The following is a 16,013-nucleotide window of genomic DNA, read 5'->3' as shown; positions in this document are numbered from 1 at the left end:
TTATTTATTTTTTTGTTTTTGGAAAGTGTCTGAATTTATATACCGCACTGAGTAAAAAATATCTTCCCAGTACACTGTTCTGCCGATCTTCTATATAACCGCTGCCATTAATGCGGTTGATGGTGATATTACGATTGAGCAGGTCTTTTGCTTCCGCCCGCAGGGAGAACGACTTACCAATTCCCTTGGTGATGGCGGCATTCACCAATAGTATGGTGTTATTATACCCGGCGGCCATCCCTAAGGAACTAAAACCATCTGTTCCCGCTTCCAGTGAAATATCCCAGGGCAGTGTTACAATGGACTCCACTCCATACATCAGCAGCCAGTTTTTTTCCGGCAGCAGCGGCGTAACGGAAAACCGGCGCATATTCCAGGCGGCGCTCCCACGTGCCGATACATTAATGTTATCACCCAGATAGTAGTTGAAATTCATATCCGGAGTTATAGACCAGGTACGGTTAATGTTGGGCAGACTATTTGTAAAAGTAAGACTGCGTACATAGGTAGCACTGATCCCAGCCGTAAAAGAGGAACCATTATGACCGATGCCGATGCTTTTACCCACTGCCAGCGACCCGTTAAGATTCCCCGCAACATTCACCGGGATGATGTATTGCTTGCCACTGGCGGCTTCAATGCTGGTACTGTCTGTTATATCCCTGTTGAAGTAGGTAAAATCGGCCCGTGCATAGATACTGTTACCAGCTGTTAGCTGAAAGTTGTTGAACGATAGTTGCAAATGCTGGCTCTTTTTCTGTTGCAGCAGTGGATTCCCCTTCCGTATGTAAAGCGGATCACTGTTGTCTTCCAGCGGTTGAAGCTGGGCCACAGAAGGGGCTGATGCGTCCATGTTATACCGGAAGATCAACTTCGTTGTTTTATTTTGTTTCCACTCGGCATAAACTTCCGGCAGCCATGCGCGATAGTTGCTGTTTACGTGATAGCCTTTCATATCGGAGCTACCACGGATATTAAATTGGCGCCAACCCGCTCCCACTGTGTATAACAGGCGCTTGTGATTCCCGGCGAGGGATAATTTGCTGGTATATTGCCGGGAATTTGCGTCGTATATATCACTCAGCAACGCATTGGGTTGAGTATAGTGGCCGCTGGCATCGCGGTCGCATACCTGCCTGTTGTATTTCCCCTGGCTATAGTAAAACATTTGCCCGGCTTGCAGGCTGAGAGAGCGCGACAGCGGTTCGGTGTATAAAATGTTGGTGTTCACGCTATACACATCTCCCTTATCTGTTCGTAGCTGATCTGTAATTGGTTGTTTTTCTCCCCCCTGCAGGTTATAGAAATTGCCGGTATTCCTATTGTATGTTTCCCCTGTATTATGATAGTACTCCGGCGTTACATTCAGTACCACCGTGCGTCCTGGTTTGGCCAGCCGGTGACGCAGGATTAGTTCGGTGGTCAGCAGTTGCTGTTTGTTAATACTATTGGTTAGCTGCCGTCCGTCATTCAATAACTTCACACCATCTGCAGTAAAGGACCGGTAGCTGCGATCCTCCTGGTTGTTGCCGCCATTGATGCTCATATGAGGCGATATTTTCAGCGAGGTACGGGGATTAAATTTTATGTCCCCGCTCATATCGATGCGTTGGTTGGTATTGTTGCCCGATGTGTTGCCCGCCTGGAGATAGTTATAAGCGGTGTCTGGCATGCGGTACTGCCTGGCATAACTATAATTATTGCTGGTACGGTTGTTATTGTAGAAGTAACTGCTGCGCCACTTTAAATTGTCCCAGTCATTATTAAAGTTTACACCACCGAACTTAGTGTCTGTCAATCCAGTGGGGCGGGCTATTTCAGCGATATTGCCTCCATTGCCTTCGATCCTTACTCCTTTCATACGCGACAGTTCTGACAACGCAGCCGGCGGCAGGTTCCTGAGCATGTTTGGGTCTTTCATTACCAGCTGCAGCAGCTCTGATGCGCTGAATCCCGACTTATTCACGTTATTCCCTTTGAGTAATCCGGAGAGCTGCATATCACCGGCAAAGCTATTGGCATTGATACCGCCTTCATAGCGGCCATCGGTGCCTATACCGGCACTGGCGTTACCAAAGAAGCCGCGCTTCCTGTTCTTTTTAGTTACCAGGTTGATGGTCTTGGTTTGTTGTCCGTCGGCAACGCCGGTAAATTCACCCGTCTCACTTTGCTTGTCCAGCACCTGTACTTTGTCGATCATATCTGCGGGAAGGTTGCGGGTAGCAACGGTGGGATCGCTGCCAAAAAACTCTTTGCCATCTACGAGGATACGTTGTACTTGTTCTCCCTGTGCTTTAATCGATCCATCGCGCTCTACTTTTACACCGGGCAGCTTACGCAGCAGGTCTTCCACTACAGCGTTTTCTTTGGTTTTGAATTTTGCTGCGTTATATTCCACTGTATCGCCTTTCATCCTTACCGGCGCTGCGTCTTCTTGGATAGTTACCTCCCTAAGCGTTAAGCCTGGGGTAAGGGCGATGCTGTCGGGCCATATACCGGGAACGGTTACACGACGTTTTTGATCCTGGTAACCAAGGGAATGTATGAGCAGTTCGTATTTACCATTGGGAATATTAATGAAAGAAATTTTGCCCTGTCCATTCGCCATGCCGGAGCTGATTACCGCGGTATCTCCCGGGATACGGAGACTCCCGGTGGCGCCTGCGAGTGGCTGGTTGTTTGCGACATCATGAACGTATGTGTGCAGTGATTGCTGTGCCCCAGCAACTTCTGGCAGCAGCAAAGATACAAGTAATATCAGCGGCAGTATTCTTACCATAGTCATTTGCATTAATCTGTTGCAAAGCTATGGGGACGCCTCTCAGGAATGGGTTAACGGGTATGTATATAGTCTTAATGAGTGTTAAAACTTTTTGTTTATACGATGAGTTTAAATCCGCGGGCACGTATGTTGATAATCTGTATATTGTTATCGAAGCGCAGGTATTTCCGCAGGCGCGTAATGTATACGTCCATATTGCGGGCGTTAAAAAAGCTATCATCTCCCCACAGCTCCATCAGCATATCTTTCCGGGAGGTGATGTTACCGATATTGTCGGTTAGTATTTTCAGCATATCGGCCTCCCGTTGTGAAAGGCGCTGCATACCGTTTCCATGATGAAGTTCCTGGCGGCTGTGATCAAACACATATTCACCGAGGCGGAACTGCCCGGTGGCGGGCGTTTGCTCTGGTGCTACCATCGATCTTTTTAACAGGGCATGTATCCGGAGTATGAGCTCCTCCATGCTAAAGGGCTTTTTGATGTAGTCGTCTGCACCTGCACGGAAACCTTTTAGGACGTCCTGTATTTCACTTTTGGCGGTGAGGAATACCAGCGGTATCCTATTGTCGATAGCCCTGATTTCCTGCACCAGCGTAATACCGTCTTTTTTTGGCATCATCACATCTACTACGCATATAGCGGGTTTAAAGCTATGATATAGCTCCATCCCCTGTACGCCGTTAACGGCTTTGGCTACGGCAAAGCCTTTCATCTCCAGCGTTTCTGCTACCACGCCAGCTAGTACTTCTTCATCTTCTACTAATAACAACCGTATCGGTTGACTCATGACTTTCTCAATTGTATGATAAATATAGTTCCTTTTCCTGGTGTACTTTCCACGCTGATGGTACCCTTTAGGCGCTCTACCAGTTTTTTCACATGACTGAGTCCCAATCCATGTCCTTTTACTTCGTGCAGGTCGCCATGCGGTACACGGTAGAACCTATCAAAAATATAGGGCAGGTGTTGTTTGGCAATACCTATCCCCTGGTCTTCTATAAAAATGAGATAGTGCAGTTCATTCTCTCTCACCTGTAAAGAGATCTGTTTTTCTTCCGCTATCGTATACTTGATGGCGTTATCCAGCAGGTTGGAGAAAATTGTTTTTAGCGCTACCGGGTAGGAATGCAACTGATCGTGGCTGATTTGAATATCTAATTGGATATCTACGCCCGGCAAGCCTAAAAATCGCTGCGTGACGGCTTTCAGCAGGGCTGACAGCGAAATATCCTCTCCGGCGCCTGTCAGCTCATCGTCTCCGTCTTCCAGCCTGGTCAGGGCCATAATATTGTCGACAAGCCCCTGTAGTTTACGGATTTCGTCTTGTCCGAGGCGAAGATAGCGCTCTGTCTTTTCGGCGTCATTCATTCCCCCGAAAGACAGCAATGCCTCATTGGTGGCTCTTAGAATCGCTACCGGCGTCTTCAGCTCATGGGTAATATTGCTGATAAAATCATTCTTCATTACCTCCAGTTTCTTTTGCCGGACAATAATCCGCCATAAAGTCCAGATACAGCCAATGATCAGCAATACCAGGAAGAAAGAAAGCACAACAGGCCAGAGGATTTTAAACAGCAACAGGTTATTGATACCCTCAAAATGTACTACCAACAACACGTCTTTTTGCTGCCATATTACCGGCAACGTTACAAACCCTATATGCTGATCTGCCGGCGCAAAGGAAATGTTGAAAGGTAATGTGATATGCCTGTTTTGCAGTTCTTTCCGGTAATTAACGGCCAGCAGCGCGGTATCTATCTCCACCAGGCTTGACAAGGAAAATACATTGGCCATTAGCTTAGTCACATTCAGGCCGGAGCTCTCGGGCTTGATTTCTCTTTCAATAAGGGTATCTCTTCCTTTATGCCGGCTTTCCTGGGAAATGATCTTAATGCCTGGCAGGGTCTTGCTTTTGGCCAGCAGCGAATCCAGCATCCCGCTATCGCCCCTGTTGATGCTTACGCTGCTACTTACCCGGAATTGCCTGTTGCTATCTTGTTTTTCACCAGGAGCGAGCATTTTTACAGATTCCACCAGCGTCACATCATGCGCCTTTTGCAGAGCATCGGATGCAATCTGCCGTAGGCTGGTTTCCTGGCTGACATAGGACATACGCAGCCAGTACAGCTGAAAAGCCAGTACTGCAAGGGCAGTGGGAATAACGATCCACCATATACGCCGGATAATAGTGTCCATATGGCAAATGTAGGGGATGCGGGGGACCGGGAAAAGGAATTTTAACAGTTATTAACAGTTTTGCAAGAGTGGTTAAGGGTTGGTGAGAAAGTATCAAAGCTGATAATAAAAGCGTGATACACTCCTTTTGAATGTATCTCGCTTTGCAATTTTCAAATGGACATACGTTGTAACTAATTATTCCGCTTTTGCCACCTTTTTACCCTTCGGTTTAGGCGTAGCCTTGGGCTTAGGCGCAGCTTTGGGCTTAGGTGCAGCCGCTTGTTTAAAGTACCAATCCTGCCATGCGTCCGTCATCTTCAGGCCATGGTATGCATCTGCGAGGGATGGGCTACTCTGGAGGATGTACCTCCACCGGTAATGGTCGTATACATCCATTACGTGTACCACGTAAGCATTTGCCAGCTCTTTGTTCCCTTTGATGATCAGCAGGTTTTCATCATTGGCGTAAGATGCCTTGTAGCCTAAATTGTGGCTACCGGTAATTACTACCGGGTTGTCGCCGTAGGCATCAATCACCACTATTTTATCGTGGATGATGGCATGCGCAAAATTGGAAGACTTCAACAACTCCTGTTCCCAGTAGGAAAACTGGTCTTTGATATTTGACGCTGCCACCACGGTATCTATTTTATTTGATTCGTTAGCCAGCAAACTGGTATTGTAGTCGTTGACGGCTTTGGCATCGGTAGCGGCGCCGCGGATATATAAATTAGGGTTAGCCTGCTGAATTTCCAGGGCTTTGGTTAATATACTGGGCGAGCCAGGTTGAAAGGCCAGAAACTGGATTGATTTCTGAGCCTTTTCCATCAGCTCAAACACTTCTGCCATATCATCCGGTGCTGCCGGATTGCTGGCAGGCTTTGATTTCTTCGCTGTGTTGGGAGAAAACCAAAGGTCAATTTTTGTGGGAGCGATGTTAACTGGGCGTACCTTGTCATTGTTTGCCCGGAAATCGGCGCCTTGTTCGGCATCATCTGCCTTCAGTGTTTTCCAGTAGTCCAGGTAGCTTTTAGCCAATTCCGGGGAGGTAATGAGAATAGCATTATTAGTTTGTGCACACATACCGGTATACGTCCAGTTGGTGCTTCCCGACAGTACCCTTTCTGCTTTTCCCTGGCTATTTACATACACCAGGAATTTATTGTGGCCGATATGCCCGTTGCCCAATATACGGTCGGTAATATCGATACCGGCGTCGTGCAATCTTCTACGGGAAGACCTTTGATCTTCTGGCAGGTTGTCTTCATTTGTATTGGGATCATCGTCGCCATTAGCGCCGGCATTCGACAGGATGATATGTAACTTCTTTCCGAGGCTTAACAGGCCATCTATCAGCTCCGGATCATTCAGCTCATACAATGCGGCATAGCACTCCCCTCCTTTTGTTTTCACTTCCTGGATGATTTCCATGAGGGCATCTTTAATCTGCCCCATCAGCTGTTTTCTCAATTGGTTACCCGGTGTTTGAATACTGGTCATCAATTTAGGACTGCTGGGGGCATGATTAGGTCCCTCAATGGCATGCGACACCGATTGGGTGGAAATAATCCCCCTGTTGAAATAGGCTTTGATGTCACCACTGCCGGGCGACAGGGTAACTTCATTGGTATGCAGATGCAGCGACTTATCTGTTATCTGTTTCAGGTTCCCGGGAGTGCCTACCATGGGAATAACATTGTAGCTGTAGGTTTTTCCTCTTGTAGCTGTAAAATCGCGCCAGTTAAATTTCTGAACAGGCCAGATACTCGTATCCCGAGCCTTCCATTGTTCGTTTTTCTGGTTTTCAAAACCTACCCAGGCAGGGAGTATGGTGGCTACTCCGGTAGCTTTGTCGATCCGTTCCAGGCAAAAACCCAGGCATTGGGGGATTTTCTGATCATAGGACCATCTGATAAACGCCAGGTCGTTATTGGCGTAAGCTTGTGCGTACATAAAAGAGATTTTTAAGGAGTTAATAAATCAAATGATGATCATCAGGACATGACATACGAATCACGGACAGGAATTTCCTATCAGTTTAGGTATAATGCTTAGTAAGCTCAGGATTACATTGGGGTACTTATGTAGACTGGTTTTTTGAGGTGATGACTGCTTGTTCCTGCCGGTAGTGTGCTATCTTATCTGTTTTACAACAAATCCATACGATGGTATAGAAAATGTATACTGCCACCAATTTATAACTAATTAGTGAAATGCCACATTAATTTTTAGGCAAGGCGATGAAGATAACTAAAATCCTTTCTGTATCAAAGGAACTGATACTCAATAATATCGGTCATAAATTCTATTTTTTTCCATAAATAATCTTACCTTAGAAGACAATATTGAGCCCCATCCTTCGCCCTGTCAGTCGTCGTCTTTGATTTGATCTATTATTTATTATTATAAAAACAATTTTTATGAGAACGATGTATCTTTTCGTATCGATTGCTTTTTTAGTAGCCTGTACCTCCGCCCCTAAAAAATCAGAAACGGAAGCTGTAAAGACAACCGGTTCAGATTCAGCAAAACAGGAGAGCCTAAAATATCCGTACATGGCGAGTTATTCTTCAGATTTCGAAATTGGTCCCGCAAAAAATGCGCAAACATTGCTCGAATTGTATCAAGACTGGGACAACAACACGCTCGACAATTCGAAGCATTCCTTTGCGGAAAACGACACCATGTTTTTTGCCGATGGCAATATGTTTGCCGGTCCCCGGGACAGTCTCTTTGTTATTGCCAAAAAGATGAGAGGACAAATGGGCACCGTTGTCGATTCTGTTCATGCCTGGGTACCTCTCCGAAGCAAGGACAAAAAGGAAAACTGGGTTGTAATATGGAGCCGGGAGATTTCGACAGATGCCAAGGGCAAAAAGACAGCCAGGGAATTACAGGAAACATGGCGATTTGATGAAAACGGGAAAGTTAACCTGATGTATCAATACGCGCAGCTTCCGCCTAAAATGCCGCCGATGATAAAGAAATAGAACGTTTTTCATATTCGCACCAGCCCCGCAGAATGTATTGCGGGGCTTTTTTATATTTCTATAAAAATAAATGATGTTGACTTCTTATGAACCAAAGCCTATTTAGCATTGTTATTCCAACATCTCAAATCAAAATACAACAGATCATTGCCCTTACTTCTCAAAAAAGGCGTTCCCCAAAGCACTTTTAATACATCACTCAATATCACCAAACCTCAAAATCACATCTTATGAAAACAACATGGCGCTTCAGTACGGGAGTTGGCTATCCTGCCCGTCCACTTATCCCCCTGTTATTGGCGGCATTTCTTTCTCTTTTACTGCTCCCCTGTATGGGGCAGCAGCAGCGCAAATTAACAGGCCATATTCCGCTGATTATTTCACATTTAAAGCCTGCCGGCAGTCTTGCCGCGTCGAAGAATATAGAACTGGTCATTTCTTTACCGTTGCGTAACCAGCCGGAATTAAATACCCTGTTGCACGACCTCTACGATCCATTCGGCAAATCGTACCGGCATTTCCTGACGCCGGAACAGTTTAATGAACAATTTGCGCCTGCGGAAGCCGATTATCAGCGGGTGCTTTCTTATGCAAAGGCTTGCAAATTCGCGGTAATCAACACACAGCCAAACCGAACACTGGTACGGGTATCAGCTTCCGTTGCCAATATTGAAAAGGCGTTGCGGGTAAAATTACAGACCTATAAACACCCCACGGAAAACAGGAGCTTCTATGCCTCTAATACAGAGCCGTTTATTGATAGCTCGCTACCAATTTTGCATATAAGCGGACTTGATGATTATGCGCAACCCCGTATTACGCTGAGAAGTACACCTATTTTAAGTGAGAAGGATATAAAGGCCAATGGTCCGGCTGCTGCTGATAGAGAGGCAGGCCGGGGACCTGGAGGCGCCTTTGGCGGCAACGATTTCAGGACCGCCTATGCACCGGGTGTAAGCCTGAATGGCGCCGGACAGGTAGTAGGCCTGTTATCGCTGGATGGTTATTATCCCAGCGATATCAGCAACTATGAAGCGCTGTCCGGTTTAGCGGCTGTGCCCATACAAAATGTTTACCTGAATGGTTTTACCGGCACACCCAGCACTATGGGATTCGGCAACCTCGAAACCTCCATGGATATGGAACTGGCTATTGCCATGGCGCCGGGCATGTCTACGCTTAACATCTATGGCATACCATACAGCTCCCCCAACATAGATGAGGTGCTTAATGAGATGGCTAACCCCACCAAAGGGGAACAGCTTCCTCACCAGATCAGTACTTCCTATTCTGTTGTTTATGACCCCAGCGTTTACCAGTCGTTTCAACAGATGGCTGCACAAGGCCAAACGTTTTTCGGGTATTCGGGCGACCAGGGCGCTTACACCACCTACACTCCCGGTTCAAAAACGGACATACTCCCCTTCCCTCCGGGAGATTACAGCTACGTTACCAGTGTAGGGGGAACGCAGCTAACCACTGCAAGCCTCGATGGTACATGGTCATCTGAAACCACCTGGTTTGGCAGTGGCGGTGGCCCCAGCCCCTGGTTTACGATTCCTTCCTGGCAACAAGGCATGGATGTTTCCTCCAACCTGGGCTCTACTACTATGCGCAATTGCCCTGATGTATCGATGGTGGCTACCAATATCCTGGTCATCTGTAATAATGGGAAGATGGTCAACGCGAGCGGTACCAGCGCATCTACGCCATTATGGGCAGGCTTTACCGCCCTCGTAAATCAGCAGGCGGCCATTAATCATCTGCCTCCGGTAGGGTTTATCAATCCCGCACTGTATGCAATAGGCCGGCGTCCCTACTACAGCAGCTGCTTTCACGACATTACTACAGGCAGCAATGCATCACGTAACCCAAGCCTGTACCGCGCCGTACCCGGATATGACCTCTGTACTGGCTGGGGTACTCCCAACGGCATCAACCTGATAAACGCATTGGCAATCGGTATCCCCTTCAATACGGATGTTCCCACTGCGGCTACTTCCCTCAACAATTTTGTTTTCGATTATGCGAGAGATATGGATGGCCGCATTTACTTCAACCAGGCAAAGTATGGAGAGGCTTTTCGGGGCTGGTCGGAGCTGGCGGGTCAGGGAAGAACAAATACAGCGCCCGGTTGTACCAGTATACTATCCAGCCTTTTTGTATTTATCCGGGGCCTCGACAACCGGATTTATCTGAACCAGGCAGCATTTGGACACGACTACAGCGGATGGTTTGAAGTACAGGGCCATGGCGCCACGGACGCGGCTCCCGCTGCCGCCTCTATCGACAATGTGGTATATGTATTTATAAAAGGAATGGATGGCAAAGTATATAAAAACCAGGCTACTTTTGGATATGGTTTCGGCGACTGGTTTCCCGTGCCCGGTACCATACAAACCAATACGGCTCCTGCAGTAGTAACTCATGGGAAAACCATGTACGTATTTATACGCGGGCTTGATGGAAGAATATATAAGAATGAAGCCGACAAAGGGCATTCATTCGGCGACTGGTTCCCGGTGCCAGGCACTATCCGCACGGATGTCGCGCCAGCAGTGGCTACGATTAATAATACGCTATATGTGATTATTAAAGGACTCGATGGAAAAATTTATAAGAATGAAGCCGACTTTGGCCATTCCTTTGGCGATTGGTTCGAATTACAGGGCGGCGGCACCACCGACGCAGCGCCTACCGCTACCTCAATAGGACAAAGCCTGTTTGTTTTTATGAAAGGACACGACGGTAAAGTATACCTCAACCAGGCGGCCTACCGACATGCTTTTTCAGGTTGGTTTGATGTAGGAGGCAGGTATTACTAATCCGCTGTAAATAATTGCCACCAAATCTTCCCGGCAAAATCAGGGTAGATTTGGTGGCAACTATTCCGGAGACAAAATTCGGGGTCAGATGGTAAGATCTCCTGTTACCACGTCACCCGCGCGTTTATAGTTGGCAATGATCACCCCTTTTGAGGTTACCTGGCTTCCTGTTAAAACAAATGCAGCAGGGATTGCGCCGTTGTCGAACAGCTTCTTTCCTTCGCCAAGCACCAACGGATAAATTTTCAGCCGGAGCTCATCTACCAGGTCATGTTTCAATAACAGTTGGATAAGCTGACTGCTACCCCACACCTGGATATCCGCGCCATCCGACTGTTTCAGCTTTTCGATATCTGCCGGATTTTTGAGCACCACGGTGTTTTTCCAGTCTGATTGTTCAATGGTGTGTGACAAGACGTACTTAGTGCCTTCGTTGATCCCAGGCCAAAAGTCGGCATGGTGAGGCCAATAGCCGGCAAAAATATCAAACGTTTTTCTACCCAACAGGTAATCCGTCTGCTTCAACTCTTCCATCATAACTTTACCAAAATCCTCGTCACCATAGGGTGCAGTCCAGCCGCCATATTTAAACCCGCCTGATGTATCTTCCTGTGGGCCACCAGGTGCCTGCATAACACCATCCAGCGTAATCATCGACAATACAATTATCTTTCTCATGTTATTAGCTTTTTTGTAATCAGACAAAAGTTATTGCTACTTTAAAAAACCGTTCAGGTAGTTGAGAATGGTGGTTGTTTGCATCATCAGGCTAACATGGCTTTGTCCAGGTACGATAGCCAATTGCGATACCGGCATTTTGCCCATATCTGCAGCAACAACGCCTCCCAACAATTTATATGTTTTTATCAGCTCAATTTTATCCAGTCCGTCATTGTCGCCTGATATGATTAACACCGGTGCAGCAATTTTCGAAATATTGGCATCCCCAAAATCAAATGGTACTACAACGGAACCAATCATCTGCTCCAGGAACTTTGTCCATTTTGTTTTATCGGGAGCTACTGCATCGTATGCGGTTTGCATAGGTGTATTGGTGAAAAATTCAGGCTTCATTTGCTTAAACGCATTATTTACTTCGGGGAGCCAACCGCTGCTTTTATAAGTCGCAGAAATGATGACTAATTTCCTTAGCCGTTTAGGGCTTTGTATAGCAAACTTGTATGCCACTGCGCCGCCAAAGCTATATCCTGCCACATCCGCGCTGTCAATTTTCAGATAATCCATTACGCCCTCTACATCACTGGCCAAAGTAGCATGCGATAATTTCCTTTCCGAAAAAGGGGTATGCCCGTGCCCCTGCAATTCAATAGCAATTACCTTCCTGGTTTTTGACAGCTCGGGGATTAACTGGCTCCAATTTGTACCAATTGTCATAAAAGCGCCGTGCAATAAAACAAGCGGTCTTCCTTCACCGTATACTTCATAATAAACATTGAGACCATTAACAGGCGCATAGCCACTTTGAGAAGGTTTGATTTGTGCGCTCGATGAGGATGCTGTAAACATAACGATGGCTATTAAAAATATTGATTTAAGAGAATGGAATAAATTTTTCATGACGCTATTTAAGTTTTAGTGTGAATTCCTTTGACAACACAAAGATGAAACTCATTTCAGAATTTGACCCGGTGCAAAAGCGTCAACTTAAGGGGTGAAATCCGTCAAAAATCCGGGGGATTTCGTATATTCAACCGGTCACTTATTCCATATGCTATGTTACAGGAAAGTAAGCCCCTTCAGTCCAAACCGACTTCTCCGGCTGCAATACCTACCAAAAAATTACAATCTGTGCTATTATTTAATGAACCAGATGGTAATTTCATTATTTTAACACCAAAAAGTCATGTGGTCTCACCTTTACTGGTACTATGAAATACGGGGCAACGAAACTTATAGCCAAAGGTTATTAACCAGCGATGTATTGAACGTTTTGGGAAACACGGGGAAATTGCGACAGACAGGCCATCAGCAATTCAGTAACCAGGAAAATTTCCCATGGATTGGCATCGTTGCGGTCAATTCAAATGATGGTAATTATGGCAGAGACGAGGATTTTAACAGCGAATGGGTGAATTTAATTGCCATAGTAGGCTCAAAATCCGATCCCGAAAATGAAGCCGCATATGTCTCCCTGCTCACCAGGATTGCTGAAAGCATAAATTGGGAGTTAATATTAGAAGAAGATGATGATCATAATGAAAATGTTGTTCTAAGGGAAAAATCATTATAACCCAATAAATTTTAAAGCGTGATACATTCTTTCGAATGGCATCACGCTTCATAAACCTTATGGAAAGTAAATTTTCCTGCTATTTTAGAAAATCCTTATCCTGGTATGCAGGATGGGGATATGTATAAAATCCTTCTCCCGTGGCAACCCCCAGCTTATTCTTATCAATAAATTGTGTTTTCAGGTACTCAACTGTTTTCAATTTTAAAGGATCCTGTGTTTTCTCAGCAATCATTTTATTGATATTGTAGGCGGTTGTGATGCCCACAACATCAAGAATAGCGAAGGGACCCATTGGCGCACCGGTTGCAATCATCCACGTTTTATCTATCGTGGCAGCATCAGCTACCTCTCCTACCAATAAATTGGTAGCCGCACTCAACAAGGGAACCAGCAGCGAGTTAAGAATATACCCGGGCTGTTCTTTATGAAGCGGTAAAGCCACCATACCGATAGCCGTTGCAAACTGCACCAAATCATCGAACACCGTCTTATCTGTGCGGGCATGCCCCATTACTTCAGCTGTATTTTGTTTCCAGATATTATTAGCGAAATGAAGCGCTGCAAATTTCTCCGGCCGGCCTGTTGCTTCTGCAAACTGACTCGGCAACAAGGTGGAGGAGTTAGTAGCAAATATTGTCTTGGCTGGGGCTACCTTTGAAAGTTTTTGATAGAAATCGATCTTGATCTGAGGATTCTCCGGCACGGCTTCGATAAGTAAGTCGGCATCTTTTACCGCCACGGCCAGGTCAGCGCTATAATGGAGATGCTGATATGCGGCGTCTAATTGTGCCTGTGAAGCCCCCAGGTCTGTTTTGAACACTTCGCTCATTGTCCTGAATTTAGCTTTTGCTTTCTCCAGGATGTCGTCGTTAATATCGTACACGGTTACGTCAAATCCATGGAATGCAGATTGGAAAGCTATTTGATATCCCAAAACACCGCTTCCTGCTATGGTAATATTTTTGAAATTCATAAACCTTATAATTTTAAATTGATATCTGTTAGTTCTTAAAACTTGCCACCCATTCTTTAAACTTTCCGAATTGCTCTGCCAGGAAAGATTCCTTTTCTTCTTCGTGTGGGTGCCCATTGGCGCCTGCCGGCAAAACATGTTCGAAATAGGTGCCCTTCAATACTCTCCGTAACAAACCTTCGCCTAAAAACGGCTGATTATCGTTTAGTGTTTTGGTGGCCTTCAACAAATGACGGATATCATATTGCAACGGGTTGATGTCTGGCACCTGTTTGTTCAGATTCAGCAAGGTATATACGGCAACGCGTGCAGTTCGTACAGAGCTCTCCATCGTAAATACCACATCATTATTGGTTTCTACAAACTGTCCAATCAAAGCAAGGTTACTGCACCCCTCCGGAACCACCTGCGGACGATCGCCCTTAGCCCTGGGCATAAACATCGACGTGATGTAAGGCATATAGGCCGTATGGACGATGGTATTTGTTACTACATTATCCAACTGTTCTACAATGCCGAGGTGATAGCATAATTCCGCAAGGATCTCGTTTCCGGTGCAGGCGGGCATTGTCTTTCTAATATAGTTTCCCTCCTTATCCATAAACAGCGCATACACCCAAAGCACCAGCACGTCGCCTGGCTGCGTGGGAAAGTGTGGCTGGCGGTTGCAAGTAAAACTCATCAGCCAGTTGGAATCGGTTATAGTAATAATACCTCCTGTAACAGTCTTGCCGGAATATGGATCATTTACGGCGTATGTCTTTAATTTCTCGACCAGGGCAGAAGGCCTGCAGGTTAAGGTTACCGATTCCCAGGATGACTTTTCAATATTGGAACAAAATTTTTCCGGTTTACCGAAAACGGGGGATTTGGCGGCCAGGTTCTTCCACAATTTCCACCCTGCACTCTGGCCGCTGGTGCTGTTATCTACTGCCAATACCGGCGCCGTGTTATTATTGCCATAAGATGTATCCTCGGTCATTGAACCCGTAGTAACGATCACATAGTCATCTGTAGTAACCGGGATAATTACTTCTTTCCCCTCCTGCTCTGTAATAATCCCCTTCACTACTTTACCTTCGGCATTGATAAGCATATCCAGGTCTTTTACGAGGGCATCGAACCGGATCTTCACACCTTTTTCCTTCAACCATCTCCCCAAAGGGGTAACAAAGGAGTCATACTGGTTATATTTCGGAAAAATAAGGGAAGAAAGGTCATGTAGTCCGTCTATCGCGTGAAGGAAGCGGTGCATATACAGCTTAAACTCCAGCAGGCTATGCCAGTTTTCGAACGCAAACATGGTACGCCAGAATGTCCAGAAGTTGCTTTCCAGGAAGCTCTTGCCAAAATACGCTTCAATGGTGATGTCATCCAGCTCTTCCTTCTTCTTCAGCAGCAGTTTTATCAGTGCCAGCTGGTCTTTTTTGTTTAATCCGAATTTGCGGAAGTCCTTTATTTTCCCCTGTTCATGTATTAATCTTGCGATTGAATAGTTCGAGTCATTGTCGTTTACCAGGCGGTATTCGTCCAGCACGCTGTAGGGAGGCGGCATTTCCAGGGCGGGAATATCCTGGAAAAGGTCCCAGAGATTTTCATAGGTACAGTCCATTTCACGGCCTCCACGGATAATATATCCGTCTTTGGCGTTACCAGCGCCATCCAGCGAACCTCCCTCTATAGGTAGTTGTTCTATGAATGTGATGTTTTCCGCTGGGAAATGTCCATCGCGGATCAGGTAATAAGCGGTAGCCAATCCTCCAATGCCACTGCCTACAATATACGCTTTACTGTTTTTATAAGACCTGGCCGGGATACCTTTATTCCGTTGGTAATTTCCAATCTGGTCTGAGAAAGGCATTGATTTTTCGGGCGTGTTCCTGGGCGTTTCCTTACTGGCATCCGGTTGATGATCAACTTTTCCGTAGATGTCTGAAGCTTGTATAAAATTTTCGAATTTTGAAGTGATGTTATTCATGCTCGACTCATTTTGATTAACCATACAAAGGT

Annotated in this window: 11 protein-coding genes; 3 read left to right on the top strand and 8 right to left on the bottom strand. The window is 46.0% G+C overall.

Annotated elements, in window-relative coordinates; translation table 11 throughout:
* Positions 1-4: 4 nt before the first annotated feature.
* From HGH90_RS15320 to HGH90_RS15305, 4 genes are all read right to left on the bottom strand, one after another.
* Positions 5-2,779 carry an outer membrane beta-barrel protein gene (locus HGH90_RS15320; protein WP_169191482.1) on the bottom strand — a complete coding sequence of 925 codons (2,775 nt, stop codon included), beginning with the start codon at positions 2,777-2,779 and terminating at the stop codon, positions 5-7.
* A 98-nt stretch (positions 2,780-2,877) separates the two neighbouring features.
* A complete protein-coding gene (locus tag HGH90_RS15315) occupies positions 2,878-3,570 on the bottom strand; it encodes a response regulator transcription factor (protein ID WP_168762885.1) in 693 nt (230 codons plus the stop codon).
* Positions 3,567-4,979: a sensor histidine kinase gene (locus HGH90_RS15310; protein WP_168762884.1), complete on the bottom strand. Its 1,413-nt coding sequence runs from the start codon at positions 4,977-4,979 to the stop codon at positions 3,567-3,569. Before HGH90_RS15310 ends, HGH90_RS15315 begins: the two co-directional genes overlap by 4 nt.
* Positions 4,980-5,156: 177 nt before the next feature.
* Positions 5,157-6,914, bottom strand: a complete 1,758-nt coding sequence (locus tag HGH90_RS15305; protein ID WP_168762883.1) for a phospholipase D-like domain-containing protein — start codon at positions 6,912-6,914, stop codon at positions 5,157-5,159.
* Positions 6,915-7,516: 602 nt separating this feature from the next.
* Between HGH90_RS15305 and HGH90_RS15300 the strand changes: the two genes are divergently transcribed.
* Both HGH90_RS15300 and HGH90_RS15295 read left to right on the top strand, forming a co-directional pair.
* The gene (locus HGH90_RS15300; RefSeq protein WP_168762882.1) at positions 7,517-7,951 is read left to right on the top strand and encodes a hypothetical protein; all 435 of its coding nucleotides are present in this window, start codon (positions 7,517-7,519) and stop codon (positions 7,949-7,951) included.
* A 230-nt stretch (positions 7,952-8,181) separates the two neighbouring features.
* The gene (locus tag HGH90_RS15295; RefSeq protein ID WP_168762881.1) at positions 8,182-10,776 is read left to right on the top strand and encodes a protease pro-enzyme activation domain-containing protein; all 2,595 of its coding nucleotides are present in this window, start codon (positions 8,182-8,184) and stop codon (positions 10,774-10,776) included.
* 84 nt (positions 10,777-10,860) lie between these two features.
* On the opposite strand, the gene HGH90_RS15290 is transcribed toward HGH90_RS15295, so the two are convergent.
* On the bottom strand, positions 10,861-11,454 hold the full coding sequence (locus HGH90_RS15290) for a dihydrofolate reductase family protein (RefSeq protein ID WP_168762880.1): 594 nt from the start codon (positions 11,452-11,454) through the stop codon (positions 10,861-10,863).
* A 36-nt stretch (positions 11,455-11,490) separates the two neighbouring features.
* Positions 11,491-12,303: an alpha/beta fold hydrolase gene (locus HGH90_RS15285; RefSeq protein ID WP_247679815.1), complete on the bottom strand. Its 813-nt coding sequence runs from the start codon at positions 12,301-12,303 to the stop codon at positions 11,491-11,493.
* A gap of 337 nt (positions 12,304-12,640) precedes the next feature.
* Between HGH90_RS15285 and HGH90_RS15280 the strand changes: the two genes are divergently transcribed.
* Positions 12,641-13,027, top strand: a complete 387-nt coding sequence (locus HGH90_RS15280; protein WP_169191481.1) for a hypothetical protein — start codon at positions 12,641-12,643, stop codon at positions 13,025-13,027.
* Positions 13,028-13,106: 79 nt separating this feature from the next.
* Here the strand turns inward: HGH90_RS15280 and HGH90_RS15275 are convergent, their stop codons facing one another.
* Together HGH90_RS15275 and HGH90_RS15270 are read right to left on the bottom strand one after the other, a co-directional pair.
* A complete protein-coding gene (locus HGH90_RS15275) occupies positions 13,107-14,003 on the bottom strand; it encodes a 3-hydroxyacyl-CoA dehydrogenase (RefSeq protein WP_168762877.1) in 897 nt (298 codons plus the stop codon).
* Between the two features lie 28 nt (positions 14,004-14,031).
* Positions 14,032-15,981 carry an oleate hydratase gene (locus tag HGH90_RS15270; protein WP_168762876.1) on the bottom strand — a complete coding sequence of 650 codons (1,950 nt, stop codon included), beginning with the start codon at positions 15,979-15,981 and terminating at the stop codon, positions 14,032-14,034.
* Positions 15,982-16,013: the final 32 nt, after the last annotated feature.

Source organism: Chitinophaga sp. Ak27, from assembly GCF_012726295.1.
In the GTDB taxonomy this organism is placed as follows: domain Bacteria; phylum Bacteroidota; class Bacteroidia; order Chitinophagales; family Chitinophagaceae; genus Chitinophaga.
The sequence above is the reverse complement of the archived record's forward strand: the minus strand, read 5'-3'. Positions and strand labels throughout refer to the sequence as shown.

Bases quoted from the DNA above. Each gene is read 5' to 3' on its own strand.
- HGH90_RS15290 (WP_168762880.1), bottom strand. From the start codon at position 11,454: ATGAGAAAGATAATTGTATTGTCGATGATTACGCTGGATGGTGTTATG.
- HGH90_RS15315 (WP_168762885.1), bottom strand. From the start codon at position 3,570: ATGAGTCAACCGATACGGTTGTTATTAGTAGAAGATGAAGAAGTACTA.
- HGH90_RS15270 (WP_168762876.1), bottom strand. From the start codon at position 15,981: ATGAATAACATCACTTCAAAATTCGAAAATTTTATACAAGCTTCAGAC.
- HGH90_RS15320 (WP_169191482.1), bottom strand. From the start codon at position 2,779: ATGGTAAGAATACTGCCGCTGATATTACTTGTATCTTTGCTGCTGCCA.
- HGH90_RS15310 (WP_168762884.1), bottom strand. From the start codon at position 4,979: ATGGACACTATTATCCGGCGTATATGGTGGATCGTTATTCCCACTGCC.
- HGH90_RS15300 (WP_168762882.1), top strand. From the start codon at position 7,517: ATGGCGAGTTATTCTTCAGATTTCGAAATTGGTCCCGCAAAAAATGCG.
- HGH90_RS15275 (WP_168762877.1), bottom strand. From the start codon at position 14,003: ATGAATTTCAAAAATATTACCATAGCAGGAAGCGGTGTTTTGGGATAT.
- HGH90_RS15295 (WP_168762881.1), top strand. From the start codon at position 8,182: ATGAAAACAACATGGCGCTTCAGTACGGGAGTTGGCTATCCTGCCCGT.
- HGH90_RS15285 (WP_247679815.1), bottom strand. From the start codon at position 12,303: ATGTTTACAGCATCCTCATCGAGCGCACAAATCAAACCTTCTCAAAGT.
- HGH90_RS15280 (WP_169191481.1), top strand. From the start codon at position 12,641: ATGTGGTCTCACCTTTACTGGTACTATGAAATACGGGGCAACGAAACT.
- HGH90_RS15305 (WP_168762883.1), bottom strand. From the start codon at position 6,914: ATGTACGCACAAGCTTACGCCAATAACGACCTGGCGTTTATCAGATGG.